The following is a 24,999-nucleotide window of genomic DNA, read 5'->3' as shown; positions in this document are numbered from 1 at the left end:
GCTCCGATGCGGCTCTCAGGAGTCGCGCGGCGGCTCGGCGAGTTCCGGCCAGCGCCGATCGGCGAAGGCCGCGTGGCCGCGCGGCAGCATGGCGAGCCGCGCAAGCCGCCGGGCCGCGAGCGGCGTCAGGGCCTCGAACAGGTCGTAGACCTCGCGCAGATGCGCGACGGGCACGTCCTCCGCGTGGCGGTAGAGCAGGAGGCTCTTGAGCAGCGACCACGGGCGCTGGAGCCCGCGCAGGATCGCGCACAGCCCGGAGGCGCTCGGAGCGAGATAGGCGCGCACCGTCGCCTCCACCGGCAATCCGGCCTGGTAGGAGAGCGCCGCCAGCACGTCCTCGATGCGGCGCAGCGCGATCCACCGCTCCAGCCGCGCGCTCGTCGCGACGGCGGGCGCGAACTCCTCGGGATCGGTGTTGGCGGACGCGGCGAACCGGGCCAGGATGAGCGCGTCGAGGGGCCGTTCGAAGATCGCCGGGACCTCCGCCTGCACGGAGGCGGCCCGCGCTCGATCGTCGCTCCAGACGAGCTCGACCTCCTCCGCCGCGCGCTGCCGCGCCAGGGCCAGGAGCGGCGCGCGGCAGCGGCCGGGCAGGCCGGCGCGGGCGCCGAGCCTCACGGCGACGGCCTCGGAGGCGGCGGCGAGGCGCATCAGCCCGTCGAATCCGGCCTCGGAGATCGGCGCGGCCGGGTTGTCGAGGAGGCCCACCGCCACGGCGGGGGCGTTCTGCGCGATCAGGGCGTCGGTGGTCCCCATGTCGAGGTCGACCCGCGAGGCGACCGCGAGACGGTGCCGGTCGGAGCAGGTCTCGATGACGGATCCCAGGAGCTCGGCGTCGAGGGCGCGCGAGCGCGACAGCAGCGGCATCGCCACGTCGGCGGACGGGTCGCGCGAGAGCATCGCCGCCGTCCGCGCGGGCGGCAGGCGCAGCTCGGCGAGCTTGAGCGCGAAGAGCTGCCGGGCGGCGGTATCCACCTGGCCGAGCAGCGCGAAGAGCAGCCCGTCGAAGACGTCCTTCGCGGTCGGCGGCAGGCGCGACCAGCGCTTGACCAGCATTTCCGCCGATTCCTGCACGAGCCGCGATTGCATGACGCGGTCGCCGCTGCGGATCGCGGTCTCGATCTCGTCGACGAGCCTGTCGGCACGGTTGGCGGTGGCTTGAGCTGTCGGCATCGCGCGGCTCAGCCGGCGAGCGCCGCGGCGGCGGCGGCCTTCGCCTCCTCCGCCTGGATGGCCGTGATCAGGTAGGGGTGCCAGAGGCCGAACACGCGATGGACGATCTTGTCCACGTCGGTGAAGGAGAAGGGCTTCTTCAGGAAGCCGGAGACGCCGAAGGTCTCGAGCTGCTTCAACAGCCGCTCCTCGATCTCGACGCCCATCATCACGAGCTTGGCCTCCGGGTAACGGTCGTTGACGAGGCAGGCGACCTCGAGGGCCGGGAAATCCGGCAGGTTCTGCTCGACGATGGCCATGTCGAAGGAGCGCCGCTTGGCCAGGCGCACGGCGTCCTTGCCGCCCGGCGCCTCGACCACCTCGAAGGAGAACTGGCTCTGTCCGAGGAGCCGGGTAATCAGCTTGCGCGTGGCGGCGCTCGGGTCCACCACCATGAGGCTGAGCCGGCGCCGGGTGACGCGGCTCGCCTCGATCACCCGCTCGACATTCTGCTTCGCCAGCGGCTTGAGAATGACGTCGTAGGCGCCGATCCGGCGGGCCACGGACGGCCAGCCGGTCGCCAGCAGGTCCGTGACGAGGACGACCATGCTGCGCGGCCCGGCGGAGCCGGAATTGCGCCACGCCAGCAGGTCGGCGCCGTTGGTCTGCGGCAGGACGACATCGATGAGCACGATATCGATGGGGCCGCTGGCGAGCGCGCGGCTCAGCTCGAGGCCGTTGGTCGCCGAGATCACCTTGGCCGAGGGCTCGACCTCGATGATGGTCTCGATGAGGGCGAGACGCGTCTCCTCGTCGGCGTCCGCAACCAGAATGGTCGGTCCCTGGTCCATGCCGTCGTTACCCTGCCGGTCATTGATCGTCGAATCGTAGCCTCGGTTCTGTGGCAAAAAGTTTAAGTCCGCGATAACACTGAATTCCCCTCGCATTTTCCTGCAATTGAATGTGCGCTTCCGAACTCGCCCCATAATTGCGTTTCGGGAGCAGAACCGTCGCGGCACGGGACTGCGCCGCGACGGCCGCGCCGGACGAACCCGGTTGACCGCGGCGGGCCGACGGGGCCAGAACCCGCCATGCAGATCGAAGACGCACCGCCCCGCCGCCATCTCGCGCCCCTGCCGAAGCTCGCCCTCGAACTCGGGCCGCTGGTGCTGTTCTTCCTCGGCAACGCCTATTCCGAGCGCTTCGGCGTCGCCCCCGAGCAGAAGCTGTTCGTGGCCACGGGCCTCTTCGTCGCGGCGACGGTGGCGGCGCTCGCCGTGCACTACGCGCTGGTGCGCAGGCTGCCGATCATGCCGCTGGTCTCGGGCGCGGTCGTGGTGGTGTTCGGCGGCCTCACCCTGCTCCTTCAGGACAAGACCTTCATCATGGTCAAGCCGACCATCGTGAACAGCCTGTTCGGCGCCGTGCTGCTCGGCGGGCTGGCCTTCGGCAAGCCGCTCCTCTCGGTGGTGCTCGACAGCGTGTTCACCCTCACGGACGAGGGCTGGCGGAAGCTCACCTTCCGCTGGGGGCTGTTCTTCTTCGTGCTCGCGGGCCTGAACGAGCTGGTCTGGCGCACGCAGACGGAGGATTTCTGGGTGAACTTCAAGGTCTTCGGCATCATGCCGCTGACCGTGCTGTTCGCGCTCGCCCAGACCCCGCTGCTGTCGCGCTACGAGCGCAAGAACGGGGAAGCGGCCTGATACAGCGCGCCTTCCCCCTGACTTCGTCAGGAGAAGGCATTCCGCGCATCGGCGCGGGCGAGCATTCGCGCTTGCCGCGCACCTTCGAACGAGGCCGTTCGGAGGTGCTGCGGTATCAATCCGTCCAGGAGAAGGGGATTCCGGTTCTCCGTACGGACAGACGGCAGAACGGACTCTACGAGCCGCCTCCGGCCTTGCCGGCGGCGCGGACCTTGCCGAGCACGCTCTCGAGGTTCTCCGGCGTGACGATGCCGACGAGCTTGTCGCGGATGATCCCGTCCGGGCCGACGATGAAGGTCTCGGGCACCCCGTAGACCCCGAAATCGATGCCGACCCGGCCGCTCTCGTCGCGGCCCACCGCCGCGAAGGGCACGCCGTTGCGGGCGAGGAAGCGCCGGCCGGCCTCGGGGGCGTCCTTGTAGTCGATGCCGACCAGCCGCAGCCCCGGCTCCTTCGAGAGACGCATCAGCATCGGATGCTCGATCTGGCAGGGGGCGCACCAGGACGCCCAGAAGTTTACCACCGTGACGCCGCCCTTGAGATCGGCGCTCGACAGGCCGGGCACGGGGGCGCCACCGGCCTCCAGCCCCGGCAGCGCGTCGAGCACGAAGGCGGGCACCGGCTTGCCGATCATCACGGAGGGGATCGCCGCCGGGTCGGCGCCCGAGCGCAGGCGCAGGAAGAACAGCCCGGCGAGGATCGCGAACACGATCGCCGGGATCGCCACCAGCAGCGAGCGGCGCGCGCCGGGAGCTTCCTCCACGGACGGGGTCCGGCCGCTCACCGGCGCTCGCCCTGCCTGAGCGCGGCGAGCGTGCGCTCCTGCGAACGCCGGTCGCGCAGGGCGTTGCCGACGAGGAGCAGCATCACCAGGGCGGTGAAGGCATAGGCCGCGAGGATGAAGCCGGCGTGGTCTTGCAGCATGGTCGTCAGAGCGCCTGTCCGGCGGGAAGGCCCGTGGGCGGGAGCGCGGCGCCGGCATCGAGCCGCTCGGCCTCGCGGATGGTGAGCGTGCGCACCCGGCGGCGCAGGATCTCGGTCTGCATCGTGTAGAGATGGAGCGTGATGCCGGCGAGCGTCGCGCCGCAGATCATCACCAGCAGCGGGTGGAGCATCGAGGGGTCGATGCTCGAGCCGCCCATGCGCAGGATCGAGGCGGGCTGGTGGAGCGTCGACCACCAGTTCACCGAGAACTTGATGATCGGCAGGTTCACGGCGCCGACGAGCGTCAGGATCGCCACGGCGCGGGCGGCGCGGTTCGGGTCCTCCATGGTCCGCCACAGGGCGATGATGCCGCAATAGATCAGCAGCAGGATCAGCATCGAGGTCAGGCGCGCGTCCCAGACCCAGTAGGTGCCCCACATCGGCTTGCCCCAGAGGGAGCCGGTGACGAGGCAGATCAGGGTGAAGGCCGCCCCGATGGGCGCCGCCGCGCGCTGCGCCACGTCGGCCAGCGGATGGCGCCAGACCAGCGTGCCGACGGCCGAGAGCGCCATGGAGCCGTAGAAGAACACCCCGAGCCAGGCGGCCGGGACGTGGATGAACATGATCCGCACCGTCTCGCCCTGCTGGTAGTCGGGGGGCGCGACGAAGAAGGTCAGGTACAGCCCGACGCCGAGCGTCAGGGCCGAGAGCCCGGCGAGCCAGGGCGTGACGGCGCCGGACCACCGCAGGAAATGGCCGGGATTGGCGATGCGAGTCCACATGCGCGTGCCCTAGCGCAGGGTGCGGTGCAGCGGCAATGCGGACGAAAGGCGCGGAGGTCTACTCGCCCCAGCGCAGCGCGGCGGCGGCGGCCAGCGTTCCGACGACCCCGGCGATCAGGCTCAAGCCGCCGAGGATCGCGAGCGGCGTCGTGACGGGCACGGTGCCGCCGAGCGCCGCCTGCGCCGCCGAGACCCCGAAGATCAGCGTCGGGATCATCAACGGCAGCACCAGCACGGCGAGGATCAGGCCGCCCCGGCGGATCGAGGCGGTGAGCGCCGCGCCCACCGCTCCGACGAAGGTCAGCGCCGGGGTGCCGACGAGGAGCGTCAGGGCCGTCGCGCCCATGGCGGTGCCGTCGAGCGCCACGAGCAGCCCGAAGAGCGGCGAGGCCAGCGCCAGCGGCAGCCCCGTCGTCAGCCAATGCGCCACGACCTTGGCCAGCACCACGATCTCGAGGGGGGCGGGAGCACCGGTCATCAGGTCGAGGGAGCCGTCCTCCTCGTCGGCCTGGAACAGGCGGTCAAGGCCGATCAGGGTGGCGAGGACGGCGGCGAGCCACAGGATCGCCGGGCCGATGCGCGACAGCAGGTTGAGATCGGGCCCCAGCGCGAAGGGCACCAGCGCCACGATCATCAGGAAGAACACGAGCGAGAGCGAGCCCGAGCCGCCGACGCGGGAGGCGAGCTTCAGGTCGCGGGAGACCAGGGCGGCGAAGACGGCGATCACGGCCTCACCTCCGGCGCGGGCGCGGCACCGGCCGCCGGCGGGCCGATGCGCAGCTCCTTCGCGTCGTCGAGGCCGAGGGCCTGATGGGTCGCGGCGACGACGAGCCCTCCTTGCGCGCGGTGCTCCGCCATCAGGGTCGCGAGCAGCGCCTGCGAGGCGGTGTCGAGCGCGGCGGTGGGCTCGTCGAGGAGCCAGAGCGGGCGCGCGCAGACGAGGAGCCGGGCCAGCGCCACCCGGCGCCGCTGCCCGGCGGAGAGATAGGCCACCGGCAGGTCGTGGGCATGCGCCAGCCCCATCCGCCCCAGCGCCGCGCGCGGATCGAGCCGCGCCGCGCCGAGAAGCTTCTGCGCGAAGGCGAGGTTCTCGCCGGCTGTCAGCGCGCTCTTCAGCCCGTCGCGATGGCCGACGACATGGAGGCATTCCGGCAGGCTCGCCTCGCCGGCATCGGCGATGTCCACCCGCCCGCTCTCCGGCCTCAGGCGCCCGGCGAGGATCGCGAGCAGCGTCGACTTGCCGGCGCCGTTGCGCCCGGTCACGGCCAACGCCTCCCCCGGCCCGAGCGCGAAGGACAGGCCGGAAAACACCCGGCGCCCGGACCGGCGGCAGCACAGGTTCTCGACGGTCAGCCGCACGCGGAGGATGCCTTGTCTTGAGACGCCGGTTCGCGGCCTATCGGTAGACCGCGCGGCGATGCCCGATCCGCACCACCACGATGCGCACGGCACCGTCTTCTATGGCGGCGATGACGCGATAGTCACCCACCCGGTACTTCCAGAGCTCGCCGAGACGGGCGCCTTTCAACGCCTCGCCGATCGCGCGCGGGTCTTCGAGAGGCGACACGCGGTCCCGCAGGAAGCGGAGAATCCGCGCCGCGGCATCGCGGTCGAGCTTCGCCAGTTCCCGCTCGGCCGCCCTCTCGAACTCAATCCGCCACGCCATGGCGGCTCATCACGGCTTCGAGCGGGATGGTGTCGCTCGCGCCGCGCCGCAGGGCCTCGAGCCTGCTTTCGGCCAGGGCGAGGTCTTCGAGCGCCTCGAGATGCTCGAGGATCGCCTCGCGCGCGTGCTCGTCGCGGCTGCGGCCGGTGCGCCGCGCCAACGCATCGAGGCGGCGTTCGACATCCGGGGGAAGGTCGAGGGCGAGCATGGCGAACTCCACAGGCGAAGAAGGCTTACGACGGCCGCGTCCGAACGTATAGCGGGGACAGCCCCGCCCCCCTGTCACACGCGCCGGTAGCGGCCAGTTTCGAGGTGTTCTATAGAACGCTCAGGCTGCGCCGCGCGATTCTCGGGCGTCCAATTCGCTCCTCGCGCACCATCCTGTCCGGGCACCCCCGGAGCGGCGCGCGCCCATCGGGCGCATCCTAGCCGAACACCGTCTTTCCGTGGCGCGGGTTATGCCTGCGCGTGTTCGACAAACGCCAGCGAAGGATCAGACGAGCCGTGGCATCCATCGACAGCTTCAAAGCCCGCCAGACGCTCACCGTGGGCGACAAGAGCTACACCTACTACTCGATCCCCGAGGCGCAGAAGAACGGCCTGGCCGACGCGGCCCTGCTGCCCTTCTCCATGAAGGTCATCCTCGAGAACCTGCTGCGCTACGAGGACGAGCGCTCGGTCAAGAAGGCCGATATCGACGCCACGGTCGCCTGGCTCGGCAACAAGGGCAAGACCGAGACCGAGATCGCCTTCCGCCCCTCGCGCGTGCTGATGCAGGATTTCACGGGCGTGCCCGCCGTGGTGGACCTCGCGGCCATGCGTGACGCGATGGTCGCCCTCGGCGGCGACCCGCAGAAGATCAACCCGCTGGTGCCGGTGGATCTCGTCATCGACCACTCGGTGATCGTCGACGAGTTCGGCACCCCGAAGGCGCTGGCCGACAACGTGGCCCTGGAATACGAGCGCAACGGCGAGCGCTACACCTTCCTGAAATGGGGCCAGTCGGCCTTCGACAACTTCTCCGTGGTCCCCCCCGGCACCGGCATCTGCCACCAGGTGAACCTGGAGTTCCTGTCGCAGACCGTGTGGACCCGCACGGGCGACGGCGATCCCTTCCCGCACGCCTATCCCGACAGCCTGGTCGGCACCGACTCGCACACCACCATGGTCAACGGTCTGGCCGTGCTCGGCTGGGGCGTCGGCGGCATCGAGGCCGAGGCGGCCATGCTCGGCCAGCCGCTCTCGATGCTGATCCCCGAGGTGGTCGGCTTCAAGCTGTCGGGCAAGCTGCCCGAGGGCACCACCGCCACCGACCTCGTGCTGACGGTTACGCAGATGCTCAGGAAGAAGGGCGTCGTCGGAAAATTCGTAGAATTCTACGGCCCCGGCCTCGACGACATGGCGGTGGCCGACCGCGCCACCATCTCCAACATGGCTCCCGAATACGGCGCCACCTGCGGCTTCTTCCCCATCGACGCCAAGACCATCGCCTTCCTGAAGGTGACGGGCCGGGCCGACGACCGGATCGCTCTCGTCGAGGCATACGCCAAGGCGCAGGGGATGTGGCGCGACGCCGACACCCCCGACCCGGTCTTCACCGACACGCTCGCGCTCGATATGGGCGACGTGAAGCCCTCACTCGCCGGGCCCAAGCGTCCGCAGGACCGGGTGCTCCTCGACGGCGCCAAGACCGGCTTCGCCCAGTCCATGGAGACCGAGTTCAAGAAGGCCGCCGACATCGCCAAGCGCTACGCGGTCGAGGGCGCGAACTACGACATCGGCCATGGTGACGTGGTGATCGCCGCGATCACGAGCTGCACCAACACCTCGAACCCGAGCGTGATGATCGGCGCGGGGCTGCTGGCCCGCAACGCGGTGGCCAAGGGCCTGACCTCGAAGCCCTGGGTGAAGACCTCGCTGGCGCCCGGCTCCCAGGTGGTCGCCGAGTATCTCGAGAAGGCCGGCCTCCAGAAGCCCCTCGACGCGCTGGGCTTCAACCTCGTCGGCTTCGGCTGCACCACCTGCATCGGCAATTCGGGCCCGCTCCCGGCGCCGATCTCGAAGGCGATCAACGACAACGACGTGGTCGCCGCCGCCGTGCTCTCCGGCAACCGCAACTTCGAGGGCCGCGTGAACCCCGACGTGCGGGCGAACTACCTCGCCTCGCCGCCGCTGGTGGTGGCCTACGCGCTCGCCGGCTCGCTCCAGGTGGACCTCACCAAGGAGCCCCTCGGCACGGGCTCGGACGGCAAGCCGGTCTATCTCGCCGATATCTGGCCCTCCACCGCCGAGGTCGCCCAGTTCATCGAGGCGAACATCACCTCGGGCCTGTTCAAGTCCCGCTACGCCGACGTCTTCGGCGGCGACAGCTACTGGAAGGCCGTCGAGGTCAAGGAAGCGGAGACCTTCGCCTGGGATCCGGGTTCGACCTACGTGCAGAACCCGCCCTATTTCGAGGGCATGACCAAGACGCCGGCCCCCGTCGAGGACATCGTGGGCGCGCGCATCCTGGGGCTCTTCCTCGACTCGATCACGACGGACCACATCTCGCCCGCCGGCAACATCCGCGCGGCCTCGCCCGCCGGCGAGTACCTGCAAGAGCATCAGGTCCGGGTGCAGGACTTCAACCAGTACGGCACCCGGCGCGGCAACCATCAGGTGATGATGCGCGGCACCTTCGCCAACATCCGCATCAAGAACCAGATGGTGCGGGACGGCGACGGCAACGTGGTCGAGGGCGGCTGGACGCTGTTCCAGCCCTCCGGCGAGAAGATGTTCATCTACGACGCCGCCAAGAAATACGCCGAGACCGACACGCCGCTCGTCGTCTTCGCCGGCAAGGAATACGGCACCGGCTCCTCGCGCGACTGGGCGGCGAAGGGCACCAAGCTGCTCGGCGTGCGCGCCGTCATCGCCGAGAGCTTCGAGCGCATCCACCGCTCGAACCTCGTCGGCATGGGCCTCGTGCCGCTGGTCTTCCAGGGCGAGACGTCCTGGCAGTCGCTGGGCCTGAAGGGCGACGAGACCGTGACCATCCGCGGGCTCACCGGCGACCTGAAGCCGCGCCAGACGCTGATCGCCGAGATCACCTCGGCGGACGGCACCAAGAAGGACGTCCCGCTCACCTGCCGCATCGATACGCTGGACGAGCTCGACTACTTCCGCAACGGCGGCATCCTGCCCTACGTGCTGCGCTCGCTCGCCGCCTGAGGCTGCCGGCGAACGCGATGACGAAAGGCGGCCGCGTCCTGCGCGGCCGCCTTTCTCATAAGGACATTCTAATACGATTGCGCATCAATTCATTGCGCGCAACTCTCGTCGCGGCGCTCCGTCGCGCCATCTCCCTGCCGGTCAACCAGGGAGAATTCCGATGAGACGCCTCACGATCCTCGCCGCCGCCGGCCTGATGGCCCTGTCCGGCATGGCCTTCGCGGCCCCCGAGCTCCAGCGGGTGCGCGGCACCATCGACAAGATCGACGGCGATACGCTCACCATCGCCACCACGGAGGGCACCTCCGAGACGGTCTCGGTGGCCGGCGCCAAGTTCGCCTGGGTGGCGAAATCGAGCCTCGACGCCATCAGGGACGGCGTCTTCATCGGCACCGCCACCAAGGGCGAGAACCCGATGACGGCGCTGGAGGTGGTGATCTTCCCCGAATCCATGCGCGGCACGGCGGAGGGCCATTACGGCTGGGACATGATCCCCGACCCCCTGGCCGGCGGCGGCAAGGTCAAGAGCGCCATGACCAACGGCACGGTGAAGGCCGGCGGGGCCGGCGCGCCGAAGGTGAAGAGCGCCATGACCAACGGCACCGTGTCATCGACCGGCGGCACCGGGGCCGAGCGCATGCTCACCGTCACCTATGGCAAGGACGGCGCGAAGCAGATCGCGGTGCCGCCGCAGGCGCCCATCGTCGCCTTCGAGCCGGCCGACAGGGCGATCCTCGCCAAGGGATCGAAGGTCTTCGTGGTCGCCGCCAGGGACGGCGGGACGCTCGACGGCAAGCTCGTCGGCGTCGGAAAGGACGGCCTCACGCCGCCTATGTGAGGGACACCCCCATGTGAGGACGGGACCGGGGGCGGGGGAGGGCGTTGCCGGCGTCCTTCCCCGCTCGAGATAGTGTCAGGCCGGATCGGCCGCCCCGTCCCCGCCCGTGAAATCCCGCCAGAGCAGCACCAGCGCGGCCATCACCGCCGGGCCGAGGAAGAGGCCGAGCAGGCCGAAGGTCTCGACGCCGCCGAGGATGCCGAGCAACACCCAGAGGAAGGGCAGCTTCGTGGTGCCGCCGATGAGGACCGGCCGCACGAAATGGTCGGCCACGAAGGTCACGACGAAGCCGGCCGCCACCACGATCACCGCCGGCACCACCGATCCCGCCGCGAGCAGGAGCAGCGCCGCGATGCCGAACACCACCGGCGCGCCGAACGGGATCATCGCCGCCACCGCCGTCAGGGCGCCGAGCAGAACCGGGTGCGGCACGCCCGCGACATAATAGACGACCCCGAGCAGGAAGCCCTCGCCGAGCCCCACGAGCACCAGCCCGTCGACGGTGCCGTGGACGGAGGCGACCATCTGGCGGCCGACCCGCTCGCCGCGCGGGCCGAACATCCGGTCGCAGGCGACGAGCGCCTGCCGGGCGAGCAGGTGCCCGTCGCGGAACAGGAAGAACAGCGCCACCAGGCAGAAGCCGAACAGCACCGCGCGCCGCACCACCTGCCGGCCGAGGTCGCGCGAGAGGTCGATCACCGAGGAATTGTCGAGCCGGTGCAGCAGCTCCGAGCCGGCGGAGGGATGGCTGAGGTTCTCAGTCCACCAGGCCGTGGCCTGGGCGGCGCCGAAGGGCAGGCGGCCGAGGAGCTCGGGGGCCGGGATGCCGGTCTTCTCGGCGGCGCGGACGAAGTCGAGCACGTCATGCGCCTCGCGGCCCGCCTGCACCGCGAGCACCACCAGCGGCACCAGGAAGACCAGCGCCACGAGCGCGGTGAACAGGACCGGCAGGAGGATGTTGTGCCGGCCGGGCGGAAACCGCCGCTCGGCCCGCGCGTAGAGCGGCCAGAGCGCGATGCAGAGGATCAGGGCCCAGACCAGCGCCGGCAGGAACTCGTGCAGGATCCACAGCCCCAGCGCCGCCAGCGCCAGGGACAGCAGGATCCGGGCGGTCCCCTGCGAGCGGGCGGCGTCGCGGCGGTCCATGGGACCGGGATCGTCGGGGCGGAGATCGTTGGCGGCGCGAAGCTTCGGTTCCATGATCCTCACTGGCCTCCCGGCGGCCGGGCCGCGCGTCTCATCTAGGATGGGGCGGCCCCGAGTGAAACGGGCGCCGTCCCGTGAAGCCGGCAAGGTTGCCCGGTCCCCCCCCCTCGTGTAGACGCTTGCCACCTTCAAGGAGCCGTGAGGCGGCCCTTTTCCGGCGCGGGCGGCGGTCCCCGGCGCCACCTCACGGGAACGGCGAGTCAGCATGTCAGAGCTTTCGACCACCGGCACGAGCGGCACCTTCGATCGGGTCGCCGACATCATCGCGGACACCGCCGACATCCCGCGCGACAAGATCACCCCCGAGAGCCACGCCATCGACGATCTCGGCATCGATTCCCTCGCTTTCCTCGACATCGCCTTCGCGGTGGACAAGGCCTTCGGGATCAAGCTGCCGCTGGAGCGCTGGACCCAGGAGGTCAACGAGGGCAAGGTCCCGGCCGAGGAGTACTTCGTCCTCAAGAACCTCTGCGCGCGCATCGACGGCCTCGTCGCCGAGAAGGCCGCCAAGGCCTGAGCCGAACGTAAAGAGCAAAGGGCGGACCGGCCCATGCGCCTCGAATATTTCGAGATGATCGACGAGGTGGTGGCGCTCGACCGCGCCGCCGGCCGGATCGAGGCGATCGCCCGCGTGCCCCTGGAGAGCCCGGTCTTCGAGGGGCATTTCCCCGGCCACCCGCTGGTGCCGGGCGTGCTGCTCACCGAGACCATGGCCCAGGCCTCCGGCTATCTCGTGCTCGCCCATCTCGATTTCGCGCAGATGCCCTTCCTGATGGCCGTCGACAAGGCGCGCTTCCGCTCCTTCGTCGGCCCCGGCGCGACGCTCCAGGTCACGGCGAGCCTGGAGCATGACGGCTCGGGCTACGCCGTCACCAAGGCCGCCATCCGCCACGACGGCAAGGCGCTCGCCGACGCGGAGCTGCGCTTCCGCACCATGCCCTTCCCCGAGGGGCTCGACGCGCCCATGCGCGAGCGGGCCGCCAGGATCGGGCTCGATACCCTGATCGGAGCCCGGCCGTGAGCAGCCGCGAGGTCGTCGTCACCGGGGTCGGGCTCGTCTCCTGCGCGGGCGAGGGGCTCGACGCGCATCTCGGTGCCTTCGAGGCCGGCACGCCGCCGCGCACGGATACAGAGACCTTCGCGCCCTATCCGGTCCATCCGGCTCCAGCGCTCGCCTGGGACGGGCAGATCCCCAAAAAATCCGACCAGCGGCAGATGGAGGCGTGGCAGCGGCTCGGCGTCTACGCCGCCGGGCTGGCCCTCGAGGCCGCCGGCGTCAAGGACGACGCGGCCTTCAAGGCGGCGCTCCATCTCGTGGTGGCCTGCGGCGGCGGCGAACGCGACTACGCCGTCGACGGCGCCATCCTCACCGGCCTGCGGGACGCCGCCGATCCCGGCGCCTATCTCAACGAGCACCTTCTGAACGACCTGCGGCCGACGCTCTTCCTGGCCCAGCTCTCGAACCTGCTCGCGGGCAACATCTCCATCGTCCACGGCGTCACGGGAGCCTCGCGCACCTTCATGGGCGAGGAGGCGGCCGGGGTCGACGCGCTGCGCATCGCGCATGCCCGCATCGCCGCCGGGCAGAACGACGCCATGCTGGTGGGCGGCTCCTACAACGCCGAGCGGCCGGACGTGCTCGTGGTCCACGAGATGGGCGGCTACCTGCGCCACGGCGAATACCGCCCGGTCTTCGCGCGGGCGGGCGAGAGCGAGAAGGCCGGCGGCTTCATCCTGGGAAGCTGCGCCGCGTTCCTCGTTCTCGAATCCGCCGCGCATGCGACGGCACGCGGCGCGACCGCGCTCGCCCGCCTCGCGGCGGTGGAGAGCGACCGGACGCGGCGGGCCACGGGCAGCGTCTCGGAGAGCCTCGCGTCGCTCTGGGGCAAGGCGGGGATCGAGCGCCCCGGCGCCGTCCTCTCCGGCGCCACGGGCGTTCCCGGCATCACGGCCGAGGAGCGCGCGGCGCTGGCTCAGCTCGCCCCCGGCGCGCGGATCGCCGCGCTCGGCGACCTCGCCGGGCACGGCATGGAGGTCGTGGCGCCCCTCGGCGCGGCCATCGCCGCCGGCCTGGTCTCGCGCGGACGCGCAAGCGAGGTCGCCGTCACCACCGTCGGCCACCGCCGCGGGGAGGGCGTGGTGCGGGTGGTCGCGTGAACGGCCGCGCCAGACACGCGGAATCGGTATAGGACGGCGCCATGTCAGGACAGCCCCACCGCGACGCGAAAGGCCGGCCCCTGGTCGCCGTCACCGGCATCGGCCTCGTCACCTCGCTCGGGCGCGGGCAGGGCGAGAACTGGGCCGCGCTGACGGGCGGCCGCTCCGGCATCCACGCCATCGCGCGCTTTCCCACGGAGGGCCTGCGCACCCGCATCGCCGGCACCGTCGATTTCCTCGACACCGACCCGCTGGTGGCGCCCGCCCTCTCGCAGCGCTTCGCCGAGGTGGCGGCCGAGGAAGCCGTGGCGCAGGCCGGGATCGGACAGGCCGGGGATTTTCCCGGCGCGCTGTTCATCGCGGTGCCTCCCGTCGAGATGGAATGGCCGCAGCGGCAGGCCCTGGCCGAGGCGGCGGGCGAGACGGACGGCGTCACCTATGGCGGCCTCCAGCGCGCCGCCGCGAGCCGCCGCTTCGACGCCTGGCACGATCTCTTCATCTTCGGCACGGTGGCCGACCACATCGCCGACCGCTTCGGCACCAAGGGCTCGCCGATCTCGCTCTCGACCGCCTGCTCGTCGGGCGCCACGGCGATCCAGCTCGGGGTCGAGGCGATCCGCCGGGGCGAGATGAGCGCGGCGCTCTGCATCGGCACGGACGGCTCGGTGAACCCGGAATCGCTGATCCGGTTCTCGCTGCTCTCGGCGCTCTCCACCCAGAACGACCCGCCGGAAGGGGCCTCCAAGCCCTTCTCGAAGAACCGCGACGGCTTCGTCATGGGCGAAGGGGCCGCCGCCCTGGTTCTGGAGGACGCGGAAGCCGCGACGGCGCGCGGGGCAAGGATCCTCGGCTACGTGCTCGGCTGCGGCGAGAAGGGCGACGGCTTCCACCGCACCCGCTCGAGCCCCGACGGCGCCCCGGTGGTCGCCGCGATCCGGGCCAGCCTGGACGACGCCGGGCTCGGGCCCGAGGGCATCGACACCGTGAACGCCCACGGCACCTCGACGCCCGAGAACGACAAGATGGAGGCGCAGGGCCTCACCGCCGTGTTCGGCGAGCGCATCGGGTCGCTGCCCGTGACCTCCAACAAGTCGATGATCGGGCACACGCTGACGGCGGCCGGCGCCATCGAGGCGGCGGTGTCGATCCTGACGATCCTCCACGGACGCATCCCGCCGACCATCAACTACGCCCTGCCGGACCCGGCCATTCCCCTCGACGTGGTGGCGACGGCCCGCGACGTGCCGGTCTCGCGGGTGCTGTCGAACTCCTTCGGATTCGGCGGGCAGAACACCTGCCTCGTGCTCGGGGCCGAACCGGCATGAGCGGGCGCGTCCTCGTCACGGGCGGCGCCTCGGGGCTCGGCGCGGCGATCGTGCGCGCGCTCGCCGCGGCGGGCCACGAGGTCGAGCTCACCTTCCGCTCGTCGGGGGAGGCGGCGGAGGCGCTGCTCGCCGAGCTGCGCGACGCCCATCCCGGCCGCGCCTTCTCGGCGCGCGCGCTCGATCTGTCGGATCGCGCCGCCGTCGAGGCGTTCTGCGAGGCGGCGGAGGGGGAGAGCTATTACGGGCTCGTCCACAATGCCGGCCAGTCCTCCGACGCGCTCGCCGCCATGCTCGACCGCGACCGCGCCGAGGAGGCGATGCAGGTCAATTTCTGGTCGCTGACGCGGATCGCCAAGAGCCTGGTGCGCGGCATGATCCGGGCACGCGCGGGCCGCATCGTCGCCATCGGCTCGGTGGCGGCGCTGCGCGGCAATGCCGGCAACGCCGCCTATGCGGCGAGCAAGGGCGCGCTGATCGCCTATTGCCGGACGCTCGCCATCGAGTCGGCCAAGCGCGGCGTCACCGTGAACGTGATCGCGCCGGGCTTCGTCGACACGGAGATGATGGCCCCCTACGCCGCCCATCGCGCCGGCATGGAGCGCCAGATCCCCGCCGGGCGCTTCGCCCGGACCGACGAGGTCGCGGCGCTGGCGGCCTTCCTGATGGGGGAGGGCGCGGGCTACATCACCGGCGCGGTGCTGCCGGTCGACGGCGGCCTCACCGCGATGATGGGCGTGCACCGCTCCTGAGACCGCTTCCGATGCCTCGCTCGCCCCTCACCACCGTCGGCGCGGCCTGCCTGACCGTGGCGCTGTCGATCCTGCCGGCCGCCGCCGCCGACACCTTCCGCGTCGACGGCCTGCCCTACGGCGACAGCCTCACCATCCGCGAGACGCCGGACGCCTCGGCGGCGGCGGTGGGGCAGATCCCGGTGGGCCGGCGCGTCCTCGGCTTCGGCTGCACCAACGACACCCCGAGCGCCACCACCTGGTGCCGGGTCCGCTTCGGCAGGGCGCTCGGCTGGGCGAGGCGGCGCTATCTGGCGCCCGAGTGACGGGACGGAACCCCATGAAAGCGCTCCAGCTCTTCGGCGACCGCGACCTGCGCCTCACCGAGATTCCCGATTTGGCCCCGCCCGGCCCCGGCGAGGTCAGCGTGCGCGTGCGCGCCGTCGGCCTGAACTATCTCGACCTCTGGGGCTTTCGCGGCATGGCCTTCGCCAAGCGCAAGCTGCCGCTGACGGTCGGCGCGGAGGCGGCCGGCGAGGTCGCCGCCCTCGGCGAGGGCGTCGAGGGCCTGAGCGTCGGCCAGCGCGTCGCGATGTACGGCGCCATGACCTGCGGCAAATGCCGCGCCTGCCGCGAGGGGCGGGACAATCTCTGCGAGGATGTCGGCGGGGTGATGGGCTTCCATCTCGACGGCTTCGCCCGCGAGTTCGTGACCCTGCCGGCCCGGCTCGTGGTGCCGGTGCCCGAGACCGTCTCCGTCACCGACGCGGCCTGCGCGCCCATCGCCTTCGGCACCGTCCAGCACATGCTGTTCGACAACGCGAGGCTGGAGCCCGGCGAGAGCATCCTCGTCCATGCCGGCGGCTCCGGCATCGGCACGGCGGCGATCAAGATGGCCAAGGCCATCGGATGCACCGTCTACACCACGGTCGGCGACGACGAGAAGGGCGCCAAGGCCGCCGCCCTCGGGGCCGACCACGTCGTCAACTACCGCACGGAGCGCTTCGAGGGGGAGGTCCGGCGGCTGACGAAGCGAAAGGGCGTGGACGTGGTGTTCGAGCATGTCGGGCCCGACACCTGGAACGGCTCGCTGCTCTGCCTCAAGCGCGGGGGACGGCTCGTGACCTGCGGCTCGACCTCGGGCGTCTCGACCACCATGAACCTGATGCAGCTCTTTCAGCAGCAATACCGGATCACCGGCTCGTTCGGCTGCTCCATCGCCAATATCCGCCAGAGCCTCGACAAGATGGCCGGCGGCCTCACCCCGGTGATCGACACGATCTACCCGCTTGCCGACTTCGCGCAGGGGCTCGAACGCCTGGAATCGCGCAAGGTCTTCGGCAAGATCCTCGTCACCCTGTGACGGAGAGCCCCGGCCGCGCCGGGTGGACTGCCGCCCGCCCGCGAAATGCGCTAAGCGTGGCCGCCAGATCGGCGTGCGTGGAACGCCACCCTCCAGAGTGACGATGTGCTGCGTCTCGCCTTCATCCTGAAGCGGCACCTGCCCCGCATGGCGGGCCTGGCGACGCTTCCCCTGATTCGAAGCCTGTTCTGGCTCGCCCGCGCCCTCGGCGCCGAACGCGCCAGCGACTGCGGCGGCGCCCTGCTGAGACGGGTCGGGCCGCTGCTGCCCTCCCACCGCACGGCCATGGCGAACCTGCGCGCGGCCTTCCCCGAGAAGGACGAGGCGGCGCTCGCCGCCATCGCCCGCGAGGCCTGGGACAATCTCGGCCGCACGGGGGCGGAATACGCCCATCTCCACACGCTGTTCGACGGCGACCCCGCCATGCCCGAGAGCCTGCGCATCGAGGTCTCGGGGATCGACGAGTTCGCGGCGCTGCGCGACGACGGCAAGCCCGGCCTGATCTTCTCCGCCCATCTCGGCAACTGGGAGCTGCCGGCGATCTGCGCGGCGAAATACGGGCTCGAGGCCACCGCCGTGTTCCGGCCGCCGAACAACCCGGCCGCCGCCCGCCTCGTCCAGGAGGTGCGCCGGGAGACCATGGGCGGGCTCGCCGCGGCGGGGCCGGGCGCCGCCTTCCGCATGCAGGGCGTGGTGGAGCGCGGCGGCCATCTCGGCCAGCTCATCGACCAGCACTTCACCCGCGGGGTGGTGGTCACGTTCTTCGGCCAGCCCTGCCTCGCCAACCCGCTGCTCGCCAAGCTCGCCCGGCATTACGACTGCCCGGTGCACGGCGTGCGCGTCGTGCGGCTGCCGGGCCTGCGCTATCGCCTGGAGCTCACCCCCGCCCTCGACCTGCCGCGCGACGCGCAAGGGCAGATCGACGTGAAGGGCGCCATGCAGGCCATGACCGCGACGGTGGAAGGCTGGGTGCGCGAGAACCCCGGCCAGTGGCTCTGGATGCATCGGCGCTGGCGGCCGAACATGCTGCCGAAGGCGGCGGCCGACGGCGCGGCGGCGGCCCCGTCGCGACCGGGGACGTCCTGACGGCATGCGCCGCTCCCTCCGCCTCACCACGACGCGCGGGACGGCCGTGCTGCTCCTCTGCCTCGGCGCCCTGCTCGCGACGGCGGCCCAGGCGGCGGACGCGCCTCCCGTCGTGGTGGAGCTGTTCACCAGCCAGGGCTGCCCCGGCTGCCGGCCCGCCGAGCTTCTGGCGGCCGAACTGTCCAAGCGGCCCGGCCTGCTGCTGCTCACATGGCCGGTGGGCTACTGGGACTATCTCGGCTGGCGCGACACCCTCGCCCAGCCCGCGTCCGCCGAGCGCCAGCGCGGCTACGCGGCCGCGCGGGGCGAGCGCCAGATCCTGACCCCGGAATCGGTGGTCAACGGCAAGCTCTCCGTCGTCGGGTCGGACCGGATGACGCTCGAACGGGCGCTGCGGGAGATGTCGGGGGCTGCCTCGGTGCCGGTCTCGTGCAACGAGCAGGGCGAGCGCATCGTCGTCGATGTCGGAGCCGCCGCCGATCCGTCGGTCCGCGCCGAGGTGCTGCTGGTCCCCGTCCTGCGCAGCCGCACGGTGGCGATCGAGGGGGGCGAGCGGCCGGGGCGCGCCCTCTACGTCCACGCGGCGCGGGGCGTCCAGCGCATCGGCACCTGGACGGGACGCGCCGTCCGTTTCGAGGCGCCCCGTTCGGCCGCGCGCGTGCGGGAGGCGGATTCCTACGCGATCCTGCTCCAGACAATGTCCGGCGGCCGGGCCGGCCGGATCTACGGCGCGGCGCGCGGACCGGGTCTCTGAACGGGCCTCGGACCCATCCCCGCCCTCAGACCCACTCCCCCTTGCGCATGACCGGAACCGGGCGCCCCTCCGGCGTCAGCCCATCCACGTCGACCTCGGCCGAGCCGATCATCCAGTCGATATGGATCAGGCTGCGGTTGGCGCCCCGCGCGGAGAGATCCTCCTCGGAAAACCCCTCGCCGCCGCCCCGGAAGCACTTGCTGTAGGCCTGGCCGAGCGCGATGTGGCTCGCGGCGTTCTCGTCGTAGAGCGTGTTGTAGAAGAGCAGCCCCGAGGCCGAGATGGCCGAGCCCGCCGGCACCAGGGCGACCTCGCCGAGCCGGCGCGCGCCCTCGTCGGTGTCGAGCACCCTCGCCAGCACGTCGGCGCCGGTGCGCGCCTGCGACTCGACGATGCGGCCCTCCTCGAAGCGCACCCTGATGCCGTCGATGAGGGTGCCCTGGTAGGAGAGCGGCTTGGTGCTCGTCACATGGCCGTCAACCCGCAGGCGGTGGGGCGTGGTGAACACCTCCTCGGTGGGGATGTTGGCGTTGCACAGGATGCCGTTGCGCGAGGTCGAGGCGCCGCCGCACCACTCGTGATCGTCGGCGAGGCCCACCGTCAGGTCCGTGCCCGGTCCCTGGAAACGCAGGGCGGCGAAGCGATGCGCGTTGAGCTTGCCCATGCGGGCGTGGAGCTGCGCGTTATGCGCCGCCCAGTCCGCCAGCGGATCGAGCCCATCGACGCGGGAGGCGGAAAAGATCGCGTCCCACAGCCGCGCCACCGCCTGCTCCTCTGGCAGATCGGGGAAGACCGTGCGCGCCCAGGCCGGCGTCGCGGCCGAGACGATGCTCCAGTTGGTCGCGAAATTGGCGATGAGCTCCAGCGCCGGCCGGTAGGCGGTGGAACGGGCGCGATTGGCGCGCGCGACCTTCTCGGGATCCTGGCCGGCGAGGAGGGAGGGGTCGTCGCCGCTGACGGCGAGCCGGGCCGCGCCGGTCCGGTAGGCGTCCGCCATGCCGGCATAGAGCCAGCCGGCGGCGGTGTCGAAGGCTGAGTCCGGCGCGTGGGCGAAGCGGGCGAGCGTCGCCGCGTCGTCGGTGAGGATCGTCGTCACGAGGGACGCCCCGGCCTTGTAGGCCTGGGTCGTGATGGCGCGCACGAGCGGCAGCGTGTCGAGGGGCGCCGTCAGGACCAGTTCCTGGCCCTCGCGCAGGTTAAGCCCGACCCGGACCGCGACCTCCGCCAGCCGGTCGAGACGCTCGGCGAAGGGAAGCGCCGTCCCGGAAGTCGCCTGTGTCGTCATGTCGTCGCCCTCGCGCGGTGTCCGATCCTGTGGTCCAAGATCGGTCCGAGCGCTAGCGAATCAAGCGGCGCGGGACCAGGTGATGTCGCCGAGGCGCTCGCGGAAGGCGAACCGCATCAGGTGATCGGAGACCACGTTCTCGAGCCGGGTGAGCCCGGCCGGATCGGGGGTCGCGATCCGCATCAGCAGGGCGTCCGGCTCGGCCTCGAAGGTGCAGATCCGGTCCTCGCCGAAGGGCACGCGCCCGTGCTCGGGGGTGCTTTCCACCGGGAACTTGTGGCTCCAGTGGCGGCAGAGCTGCTGGAGGTAGCGGCTCGCTTCCGCGGTGGGAACGCGCGCCTGTGACGTCGGCATGCCTCGTCTCCTCTCGAAGCGCGCTGCAACGCAGCGCGGCAGTCCCTCACAGAATTCGGCTGGGGCCGTTAACGTTCCGCTAACGCCCCCGATCTGAGCGCATCATGAATGCGGAATCGACCCGATTTATGGCGCGCCGCGAGAGGCATCCTGACCCAGGTATGTGCATCGCACAATACCCGCGATAGCCGGCTCGGTGCGTAGCCACACCCCTCTTCACGGCAGGGCGCGGGGCGGGTCGGCGGAGAGCGCGACGACCTTGCCGGGGTTGAGGATGTCGTTCGGGTCGAGGGCGGCCTTCACGCGCCGCATCAGGTCGAGGGCGACCGGATCGGCGTAATGCGCGAGCTCGTCGCGCTTGATGAGGCCGACCCCGTGCTCGGCGGCGATGGAGCCGTCCATGCCGGCCACGATGTCGTGCACGATGCGGTTGAAGCGCTCCCACTCGGCGAGGAACGCGGCCTTGTCGGCGCCCTCCGGCTGGCTGAGGTTGAAGTGGATGTTGCCGTCGCCGAAATGGCCGAAGGCGCAGACGCGCAGGCCCGGCATCGCCGCCTCGCAGGCCGCCGTCGCCTGCTCCAGGAAATCCGGCAGGCGCGAGAGCGGCACCGACACGTCGTGCTTGATCGAGCCGCCCTCGCGGCTCTGCGCCTCGGGCAGGGTCTCGCGCAGCTTCCAGAGGGCGGCGTTGCGCCCCTCGCTCGCGCCGATGGTGGCATCCTCCACGAGGCCGCCGGAGAGGGCGTCGGCCAGCGCCTCCTCCAGCTCGGCGCCCGGATCGGCGCCGGGCCGCGAGGTCGAGAACTCGACCAGCGCATAGGTGTGGTGGGAGCCCGCGAGGGGCCGCACCGCCCCGTCGATGTGGCGCAGGACGAGCTCCAGGCCGAATCGCGGCAGCACCTCGAAGGCGGTGAGCCCGGCCCCGGCCCGCGCGCGCAACGCCTCGAACAGCGCCAGCGCCTCGCGCGGGGAGGGCAGCCCGCAAAAGCCCACCGCCCGCGCGAGCGGCTTCGGAAACAGCTTCAGCACCGCGGCGGTGACGATGCCGAGCGTGCCCTCCGAGCCGACGAAGAGCTGCTTGAGGTCGTATCCGGCGTTGTTCTTGCGCAAGCCCTTCAGTCCGTTCCAGACCCGGCCGTCGGCGAGCACTACCTCGAGCCCGAGCACGAGGTCGCGCGCGTTGCCGTAGGCGAGCACATTGGTGCCGCCCGCGTTGGTGGCGAGGTTGCCGCCGATCCGGCAGGAGCCCTCCGCCGCGAGCGAGAGCGGAAACAGCAGCCCGGCGGCCTCCGCCGCCGCCTGCACGTCGGCGAGGACGGCGCCGGCCTCCACCGTGATCGTCGCGCCGACGGGATCGAGCCCGCGCACCCGCGTCAGCCGGGCGAGGGACAGCACGACGCCGCCGAAGGGCACGCCGCCGCCGACGAGCCCGGTATTGCCCCCCTGCGCCACCACCGGCACGCCGGCCCCGGCGCAGGTCTTCACCGCGAAGGCGACCTCCGCCGTGTCCGCCGGACGCAGCACGGCGCCGGCGCGGCCCCGGTAGAGTCCGCGCGCCTCCACCAGGAAGGGCTCCAGATCGTCGGCCGCCGTCAGGACGTTGCCCGGCCCCAGCCGCTCGCACAGCGCCGGCAGGATCGCGTCGAGGGCGGAAGGCGGTTCGGTCATGCGGGGCCGCGATCGGGGAGGGGCGGAGGTCCCCGGCGGGAAAGCCGATTCCGCGCCGCCGGAAAGCGCCCTAGATAGCAGCACGGCCGCCGTTTTGCAGGATGCCGACACCTTTGCAGGATGCCGACACCTGCGCCAACGAGGGAAACCATGCTCTCCGTGATCCCCAACCCGCCGCGCATCGCGCTCCCCGTCCTCGGCTCCTCGGACCTGTTCCCGGTGCGGCGGGTCTATTGCGTGGGGCGCAACTACGCCGCCCATGCCCGCGAGATGGGCGCCGACCCGGACCGCGAGCCGCCGTTCTTCTTCATGAAGCCGGCGGACGCGCTCCAGATCGTCGCCGGTCCCGAGCCCACCCCGCATCCCTATCCGCCGCGCACGGAGAACTACCATTTCGAGGTCGAGCTGGTGGCGGCCCTCGGCACGGGCGGCAGCGACATCCCCGTCGCGGAGGCGCTCGGCCATGTCTACGGCTACGCCATCGGCCTCGACATGACCCGCCGCGACCTTCAGGACGAGGCCAAGCGCCTGTCGCGGCCCTGGGATCTCGGCAAGGCCGCCGACGCTTCCGCCCCCGTGGGACCGCTGCATCGCGTGTCGGAGAGCGGGCATCCGGCGCGGGGCGCCATCACGCTCTCCGTCGACGGCACGGTGCGGCAGCGCGGCGATCTCTCGGAGATGATCTGGTCGGTGGCCGAGCAGGTCTCCTTCCTGTCGGGCTATTTCGAGTTGCAGCCGGGGGACCTCATCTTCACCGGCACCCCCTCCGGGGTCGGGCCGGTGAAGCGCGGCGAGACCATGGTCGCGGCGGTGGAAGGACTGGGCGAGATCGCGCTCGCCGTGGCCTGAGCGGATGCTGCTCGACCATCCGCTGCTCAGGCGGCTCTTCCATCTCGGCGCGCTCGCCACCCGCGGCATGACGCTCGGCGTGCGCGGCGCCGCCATCGACGGGGAGGGCAGGGTGTGTCTCGTGCGCCACACCTATGTCGGCGGCTGGCATCTGCCCGGCGGCGGCATCGAGCCCGGAGAGACCGCCCCCGAGGCGATGCTGCGCGAGTTCCGGGAGGAGGCCGAGATCGTGGTCGATCCGGCCGTGCCGCTGCGCCTGCACGGGTTCTACCGGAACGGTGCGGGGGCCGGCCGCGACCATGTGGCGCTCTACGTCGCGCCCGTCTTTTCCGTGCGCGGCGAGAAGACCCCCGACCGCGAGATCGCCGCCTGCGGCTTCCACCCCCTCGACGCCCTGCCGGAGGGCACCACGGCGGCCACGCGTCTGCGCCTGAAAGAGATCCGCGAGGGTCTGCCGCCGGCCGCGAACTGGTGAGCCGGCGCCGATTGCGCGGAAGGAGATGCGGATTCGCGCTTGCACCCCCCGGCGGAATGGTGTTTAGAGAGCGCCGTTCGGGGCCGCGAGGCGCACATGCTTCTCGCCGGAACCGCTGTGAGCGGGTGTAGCTCAGGGGTAGAGCACAACCTTGCCAAGGTTGGGGTCGAGGGTTCGAATCCCTTCGCCCGCTCCAGTTTTCCTAATAACCCGAACGACTTGGAGGCTGCCTGCGGGCGGCCTTTTTAGTTTCTGTCAGGTCGCGGAACCACGCGCGGGCGGAGCATGTCCGTCCGTGAGCGACGCCGTACCCGCAGCCTCGCCATCCATGACCCACAGGGAGCAGGGCATGCCCTTCAAGGCGCTCAACGACCGCAAGAAGCTGTCGAACGATTTCAACGAGGCCAACGACGCCTTCATCGACGAGGTGCTTCAGGCGCTCCAGTCCGGCCGGATCCCGCTCGACCTCGCGCGCGCCTATCTCGCGCATCCGGTGGCGATGATGCATTCCAGCGGCCCGCAGGCGGTGGCCGACTATCTCGATCGCATGCTGGCGCAGCGCCCGAATATCGCTTGGACGCCCGGAGACTGAGCGAACGCGCCCGTTTCCAGGCGGCGCGGGCGGAACAAGAGCCCTCCCGAAGAAGACCGTCGCGACCGGGTTGAAGGCGGAGCGTCGGCGCGTGAGAAGGAGCGCGCGCGCCCGTGGCGTCGGAGGGCGCGGCGGAGCGATCCGGTCGGCGCACAAGGGGCCCTGGACATGAAGCCTGTCATGCTTGCCGCCGTCTCGCTGTTCGCGAGCGCGGCCGCCGCCCAGACGGCTCCGCCGGAGCGGCCGACGCTCGATTGCTCCGAGTTCTCGAAGAAGACGGACGAGGCGGCGCTGGTGAAGCGCTTCGGCCGGGAGAACGTCGTGCGCGGCAAGCTCGACGGCGCCGAGGGGGAGACCCTGCCCGGCACCATCGTCTATCCGAAGGATCCCGCCCGGCGCCTCGAGATCTCCTGGGCGGACCCGGCCAAGATGCGCGGCCTCTCCGAGATCACGATTCGCGGCAAGTCCGAGTGGCTGGTGCGCACGCCCGGAAAGGCCCGCCCGACGCTCGGGCTGAAGGCCGGCCTCGACGAGGTCGAGGAAGCGAACGAGAAGCCGTTCCAGCTCAACGGGTTCGGCTGGGACTACGGCGGCTACGGCATGGGCTGGAAGGGCGGCAAGCTCGACCACATGGCCGGCGGCTGCGGGTTCTCCGCGCGCTTCAACCCCGACCCGAAGGCGAAGGAGAAGGTGCTGGACAAGGTCTCGGGGGACAAGGAGCTCAGCTCGTCCGATCCGGCCGTCAGGGCCGTGAAGCCGTTCCTGTCGTCGATCGCCCTGGGCTGGCCGGAGTGAGACGCCGAGCCGTTGCGCTCTTGCCGCAGGAGGACACGGGGAAAGGGGCCGCGCGGTGACGCCCCTGGCGGCAACGGACGGTTAACC

At 71.3% G+C, this 24,999-nt stretch carries 29 protein-coding genes and 1 tRNA gene; 17 read left to right on the top strand and 13 right to left on the bottom strand.

The features are described from left to right. Window positions 1–15: 15 nt before the first annotated feature. Together ACP56T_RS09205 and ACP56T_RS09200 are read right to left on the bottom strand one after the other, a co-directional pair. The gene (locus ACP56T_RS09205; RefSeq protein ID WP_430911847.1) at window positions 16–1,173 is read right to left on the bottom strand and encodes a DUF2336 domain-containing protein; all 1,158 of its coding nucleotides are present in this window, start codon (window positions 1,171–1,173) and stop codon (window positions 16–18) included. 8 nt (window positions 1,174–1,181) lie between these two features. Beyond that, the gene (locus ACP56T_RS09200; protein WP_430911846.1) at window positions 1,182–2,003 is read right to left on the bottom strand and encodes a response regulator; all 822 of its coding nucleotides are present in this window, start codon (window positions 2,001–2,003) and stop codon (window positions 1,182–1,184) included. A gap of 240 nt (window positions 2,004–2,243) precedes the next feature. Here ACP56T_RS09200 and ACP56T_RS09195 point away from each other — a divergent pair, with 240 nt between their 5' ends. Beyond that, on the top strand, window positions 2,244–2,855 hold the full coding sequence (locus tag ACP56T_RS09195) for a septation protein A (protein WP_430911845.1): 612 nt from the start codon (window positions 2,244–2,246) through the stop codon (window positions 2,853–2,855). Window positions 2,856–3,030: 175 nt separating this feature from the next. Here ACP56T_RS09195 and ACP56T_RS09190 read toward each other — a convergent pair whose 3' ends face one another. The 7 genes from ACP56T_RS09190 to relB are packed head-to-tail and all read right to left on the bottom strand — an operon-like array spanning window position 3,031 to window position 6,435. Further along, a complete protein-coding gene (locus tag ACP56T_RS09190) occupies window positions 3,031–3,639 on the bottom strand; it encodes a DsbE family thiol:disulfide interchange protein (protein ID WP_430911844.1) in 609 nt (202 codons plus the stop codon). Then, complete coding sequence (ccmD, locus tag ACP56T_RS09185) at window positions 3,636–3,779, bottom strand: heme exporter protein CcmD (protein ID WP_430911843.1); 144 nt, start codon at window positions 3,777–3,779, stop codon at window positions 3,636–3,638. Before ccmD ends, ACP56T_RS09190 begins: the two co-directional genes overlap by 4 nt. Before the next feature lie 5 nt (window positions 3,780–3,784). Next, window positions 3,785–4,561, bottom strand: coding sequence for a heme ABC transporter permease (locus ACP56T_RS09180; protein ID WP_430911842.1), 777 nt, complete (start codon window positions 4,559–4,561; stop codon window positions 3,785–3,787). Window positions 4,562–4,619: 58 nt separating this feature from the next. Continuing rightward, window positions 4,620–5,288 (bottom strand): heme exporter protein CcmB, encoded by a 669-nt coding sequence (gene ccmB / locus ACP56T_RS09175; RefSeq protein WP_430911841.1) that lies wholly within the window; start codon window positions 5,286–5,288, stop codon window positions 4,620–4,622. Next, window positions 5,285–5,920 (bottom strand): heme ABC exporter ATP-binding protein CcmA, encoded by a 636-nt coding sequence (ccmA, locus tag ACP56T_RS09170; protein ID WP_430911840.1) that lies wholly within the window; start codon window positions 5,918–5,920, stop codon window positions 5,285–5,287. Before ccmA ends, ccmB begins: the two co-directional genes overlap by 4 nt. A gap of 37 nt (window positions 5,921–5,957) precedes the next feature. Then, window positions 5,958–6,227 carry a type II toxin-antitoxin system RelE family toxin gene (locus ACP56T_RS09165; protein WP_430911839.1) on the bottom strand — a complete coding sequence of 90 codons (270 nt, stop codon included), beginning with the start codon at window positions 6,225–6,227 and terminating at the stop codon, window positions 5,958–5,960. Continuing rightward, the gene (gene relB, locus ACP56T_RS09160; protein WP_430911838.1) at window positions 6,211–6,435 is read right to left on the bottom strand and encodes a type II toxin-antitoxin system RelB family antitoxin; all 225 of its coding nucleotides are present in this window, start codon (window positions 6,433–6,435) and stop codon (window positions 6,211–6,213) included. Before relB ends, ACP56T_RS09165 begins: the two co-directional genes overlap by 17 nt. A gap of 296 nt (window positions 6,436–6,731) precedes the next feature. Here relB and acnA point away from each other — a divergent pair, with 296 nt between their 5' ends. Further along, window positions 6,732–9,437, top strand: coding sequence for an aconitate hydratase AcnA (gene acnA / locus ACP56T_RS09155; RefSeq protein WP_430911837.1), 2,706 nt, complete (start codon window positions 6,732–6,734; stop codon window positions 9,435–9,437). Between the two features lie 160 nt (window positions 9,438–9,597). Continuing rightward, window positions 9,598–10,275, top strand: coding sequence for a metal ABC transporter permease (locus ACP56T_RS09150; protein ID WP_430911836.1), 678 nt, complete (start codon window positions 9,598–9,600; stop codon window positions 10,273–10,275). A 75-nt stretch (window positions 10,276–10,350) separates the two neighbouring features. Here ACP56T_RS09150 and ACP56T_RS09145 read toward each other — a convergent pair whose 3' ends face one another. Beyond that, entirely contained in the window at window positions 10,351–11,421 is a 1,071-nt protein-coding gene (locus tag ACP56T_RS09145) for an AI-2E family transporter (protein WP_430911960.1), read from the bottom strand. Between the two features lie 265 nt (window positions 11,422–11,686). Between ACP56T_RS09145 and ACP56T_RS09140 the strand changes: the two genes are divergently transcribed. The 9 genes from ACP56T_RS09140 (at window position 11,687) to ACP56T_RS09100 (ending at window position 18,894) form a co-directional block, all read left to right on the top strand. Beyond that, window positions 11,687–11,998, top strand: coding sequence for an acyl carrier protein (locus ACP56T_RS09140; RefSeq protein WP_430911835.1), 312 nt, complete (start codon window positions 11,687–11,689; stop codon window positions 11,996–11,998). A 33-nt stretch (window positions 11,999–12,031) separates the two neighbouring features. Then, window positions 12,032–12,502 carry a 3-hydroxyacyl-ACP dehydratase FabZ family protein gene (locus ACP56T_RS09135; protein WP_430911834.1) on the top strand — a complete coding sequence of 157 codons (471 nt, stop codon included), beginning with the start codon at window positions 12,032–12,034 and terminating at the stop codon, window positions 12,500–12,502. Beyond that, window positions 12,499–13,638, top strand: a complete 1,140-nt coding sequence (locus ACP56T_RS09130) for a beta-ketoacyl-ACP synthase (protein ID WP_430911833.1) — start codon at window positions 12,499–12,501, stop codon at window positions 13,636–13,638. The genes ACP56T_RS09135 and ACP56T_RS09130 overlap by 4 nt, the downstream gene beginning before the upstream one ends. A 41-nt stretch (window positions 13,639–13,679) precedes the next feature. After that, window positions 13,680–14,963 (top strand): beta-ketoacyl-ACP synthase, encoded by a 1,284-nt coding sequence (locus ACP56T_RS09125; RefSeq protein ID WP_430911832.1) that lies wholly within the window; start codon window positions 13,680–13,682, stop codon window positions 14,961–14,963. Next, entirely contained in the window at window positions 14,960–15,712 is a 753-nt protein-coding gene (locus tag ACP56T_RS09120) for an SDR family NAD(P)-dependent oxidoreductase (RefSeq protein WP_430911831.1), read from the top strand. Before ACP56T_RS09125 ends, ACP56T_RS09120 begins: the two co-directional genes overlap by 4 nt. A gap of 11 nt (window positions 15,713–15,723) precedes the next feature. Beyond that, complete coding sequence (locus tag ACP56T_RS09115; RefSeq protein ID WP_430911830.1) at window positions 15,724–16,017, top strand: SH3 domain-containing protein; 294 nt, start codon at window positions 15,724–15,726, stop codon at window positions 16,015–16,017. Window positions 16,018–16,031: 14 nt separating this feature from the next. Further along, on the top strand, window positions 16,032–17,054 hold the full coding sequence (locus tag ACP56T_RS09110; protein ID WP_430911829.1) for a zinc-binding dehydrogenase: 1,023 nt from the start codon (window positions 16,032–16,034) through the stop codon (window positions 17,052–17,054). 105 nt (window positions 17,055–17,159) lie between these two features. Further along, window positions 17,160–18,140, top strand: coding sequence for a lipid A biosynthesis lauroyl acyltransferase (locus tag ACP56T_RS09105; RefSeq protein ID WP_430911828.1), 981 nt, complete (start codon window positions 17,160–17,162; stop codon window positions 18,138–18,140). 4 nt (window positions 18,141–18,144) lie between these two features. Beyond that, window positions 18,145–18,894, top strand: a complete 750-nt coding sequence (locus ACP56T_RS09100; protein ID WP_430911827.1) for a DUF1223 domain-containing protein — start codon at window positions 18,145–18,147, stop codon at window positions 18,892–18,894. 25 nt (window positions 18,895–18,919) lie between these two features. Here ACP56T_RS09100 and ACP56T_RS09095 read toward each other — a convergent pair whose 3' ends face one another. The 3 genes from ACP56T_RS09095 to ACP56T_RS09085 form a co-directional block, all read right to left on the bottom strand. Next, window positions 18,920–20,179, bottom strand: coding sequence for an aminopeptidase (locus ACP56T_RS09095; RefSeq protein WP_430911826.1), 1,260 nt, complete (start codon window positions 20,177–20,179; stop codon window positions 18,920–18,922). Between the two features lie 60 nt (window positions 20,180–20,239). Beyond that, complete coding sequence (locus ACP56T_RS09090) at window positions 20,240–20,533, bottom strand: DUF2218 domain-containing protein (protein ID WP_430911825.1); 294 nt, start codon at window positions 20,531–20,533, stop codon at window positions 20,240–20,242. A 216-nt stretch (window positions 20,534–20,749) separates the two neighbouring features. Then, window positions 20,750–22,201: an FAD-binding oxidoreductase gene (locus ACP56T_RS09085; protein WP_430911824.1), complete on the bottom strand. Its 1,452-nt coding sequence runs from the start codon at window positions 22,199–22,201 to the stop codon at window positions 20,750–20,752. Between the two features lie 150 nt (window positions 22,202–22,351). Between ACP56T_RS09085 and ACP56T_RS09080 the strand changes: the two genes are divergently transcribed. The 5 genes from ACP56T_RS09080 (at window position 22,352) to ACP56T_RS09060 (ending at window position 24,912) form a co-directional block, all read left to right on the top strand. Then, on the top strand, window positions 22,352–23,050 hold the full coding sequence (locus ACP56T_RS09080; protein WP_430911823.1) for a fumarylacetoacetate hydrolase family protein: 699 nt from the start codon (window positions 22,352–22,354) through the stop codon (window positions 23,048–23,050). Between the two features lie 4 nt (window positions 23,051–23,054). Continuing rightward, on the top strand, window positions 23,055–23,525 hold the full coding sequence (locus ACP56T_RS09075; RefSeq protein ID WP_430911822.1) for an NUDIX domain-containing protein: 471 nt from the start codon (window positions 23,055–23,057) through the stop codon (window positions 23,523–23,525). 121 nt (window positions 23,526–23,646) lie between these two features. Next, window positions 23,647–23,721 (top strand) — tRNA-Gly (locus tag ACP56T_RS09070). A gap of 153 nt (window positions 23,722–23,874) precedes the next feature. Then, entirely contained in the window at window positions 23,875–24,117 is a 243-nt protein-coding gene (locus ACP56T_RS09065; protein WP_430911959.1) for a hypothetical protein, read from the top strand. 168 nt (window positions 24,118–24,285) lie between these two features. Next, on the top strand, window positions 24,286–24,912 hold the full coding sequence (locus ACP56T_RS09060) for a hypothetical protein (protein ID WP_430911821.1): 627 nt from the start codon (window positions 24,286–24,288) through the stop codon (window positions 24,910–24,912). Window positions 24,913–24,999 lie beyond the last annotated feature (87 nt).

The organism is Methylobacterium endophyticum (genome assembly GCF_050591105.1).
Lineage (GTDB): Bacteria > Pseudomonadota > Alphaproteobacteria > Rhizobiales > Beijerinckiaceae > Methylobacterium.
This window is presented reverse-complemented; position numbering and strand designations above follow the sequence as displayed.

Coding starts and splice junctions, on each gene's coding strand:
- ACP56T_RS09080 (WP_430911823.1), top strand. CDS start 22,352: ATGCTCTCCGTGATCCCCAACCCGCCGCGCATCGCGCTCCCCGTCCTC.
- ACP56T_RS09110 (WP_430911829.1), top strand. CDS start 16,032: ATGAAAGCGCTCCAGCTCTTCGGCGACCGCGACCTGCGCCTCACCGAG.
- ACP56T_RS09085 (WP_430911824.1), bottom strand. CDS start 22,201: ATGACCGAACCGCCTTCCGCCCTCGACGCGATCCTGCCGGCGCTGTGC.
- ACP56T_RS09075 (WP_430911822.1), top strand. CDS start 23,055: ATGCTGCTCGACCATCCGCTGCTCAGGCGGCTCTTCCATCTCGGCGCG.
- ACP56T_RS09115 (WP_430911830.1), top strand. CDS start 15,724: ATGCCTCGCTCGCCCCTCACCACCGTCGGCGCGGCCTGCCTGACCGTG.
- ACP56T_RS09100 (WP_430911827.1), top strand. CDS start 18,145: ATGCGCCGCTCCCTCCGCCTCACCACGACGCGCGGGACGGCCGTGCTG.
- ACP56T_RS09205 (WP_430911847.1), bottom strand. CDS start 1,173: ATGCCGACAGCTCAAGCCACCGCCAACCGTGCCGACAGGCTCGTCGAC.
- ACP56T_RS09095 (WP_430911826.1), bottom strand. CDS start 20,179: ATGACGACACAGGCGACTTCCGGGACGGCGCTTCCCTTCGCCGAGCGT.
- ACP56T_RS09165 (WP_430911839.1), bottom strand. CDS start 6,227: ATGGCGTGGCGGATTGAGTTCGAGAGGGCGGCCGAGCGGGAACTGGCG.
- ACP56T_RS09195 (WP_430911845.1), top strand. CDS start 2,244: ATGCAGATCGAAGACGCACCGCCCCGCCGCCATCTCGCGCCCCTGCCG.
- ACP56T_RS09200 (WP_430911846.1), bottom strand. CDS start 2,003: ATGGACCAGGGACCGACCATTCTGGTTGCGGACGCCGACGAGGAGACG.
- ACP56T_RS09140 (WP_430911835.1), top strand. CDS start 11,687: ATGTCAGAGCTTTCGACCACCGGCACGAGCGGCACCTTCGATCGGGTC.
- ACP56T_RS09135 (WP_430911834.1), top strand. CDS start 12,032: ATGCGCCTCGAATATTTCGAGATGATCGACGAGGTGGTGGCGCTCGAC.
- ACP56T_RS09065 (WP_430911959.1), top strand. CDS start 23,875: ATGCCCTTCAAGGCGCTCAACGACCGCAAGAAGCTGTCGAACGATTTC.
- relB (WP_430911838.1), bottom strand. CDS start 6,435: ATGCTCGCCCTCGACCTTCCCCCGGATGTCGAACGCCGCCTCGATGCG.
- ACP56T_RS09090 (WP_430911825.1), bottom strand. CDS start 20,533: ATGCCGACGTCACAGGCGCGCGTTCCCACCGCGGAAGCGAGCCGCTAC.
- ACP56T_RS09180 (WP_430911842.1), bottom strand. CDS start 4,561: ATGTGGACTCGCATCGCCAATCCCGGCCATTTCCTGCGGTGGTCCGGC.
- ACP56T_RS09150 (WP_430911836.1), top strand. CDS start 9,598: ATGAGACGCCTCACGATCCTCGCCGCCGCCGGCCTGATGGCCCTGTCC.
- ACP56T_RS09060 (WP_430911821.1), top strand. CDS start 24,286: ATGAAGCCTGTCATGCTTGCCGCCGTCTCGCTGTTCGCGAGCGCGGCC.
- ccmD (WP_430911843.1), bottom strand. CDS start 3,779: ATGCTGCAAGACCACGCCGGCTTCATCCTCGCGGCCTATGCCTTCACC.
- ACP56T_RS09145 (WP_430911960.1), bottom strand. CDS start 11,421: ATGGACCGCCGCGACGCCGCCCGCTCGCAGGGGACCGCCCGGATCCTG.
- ACP56T_RS09125 (WP_430911832.1), top strand. CDS start 13,680: ATGTCAGGACAGCCCCACCGCGACGCGAAAGGCCGGCCCCTGGTCGCC.
- ACP56T_RS09120 (WP_430911831.1), top strand. CDS start 14,960: ATGAGCGGGCGCGTCCTCGTCACGGGCGGCGCCTCGGGGCTCGGCGCG.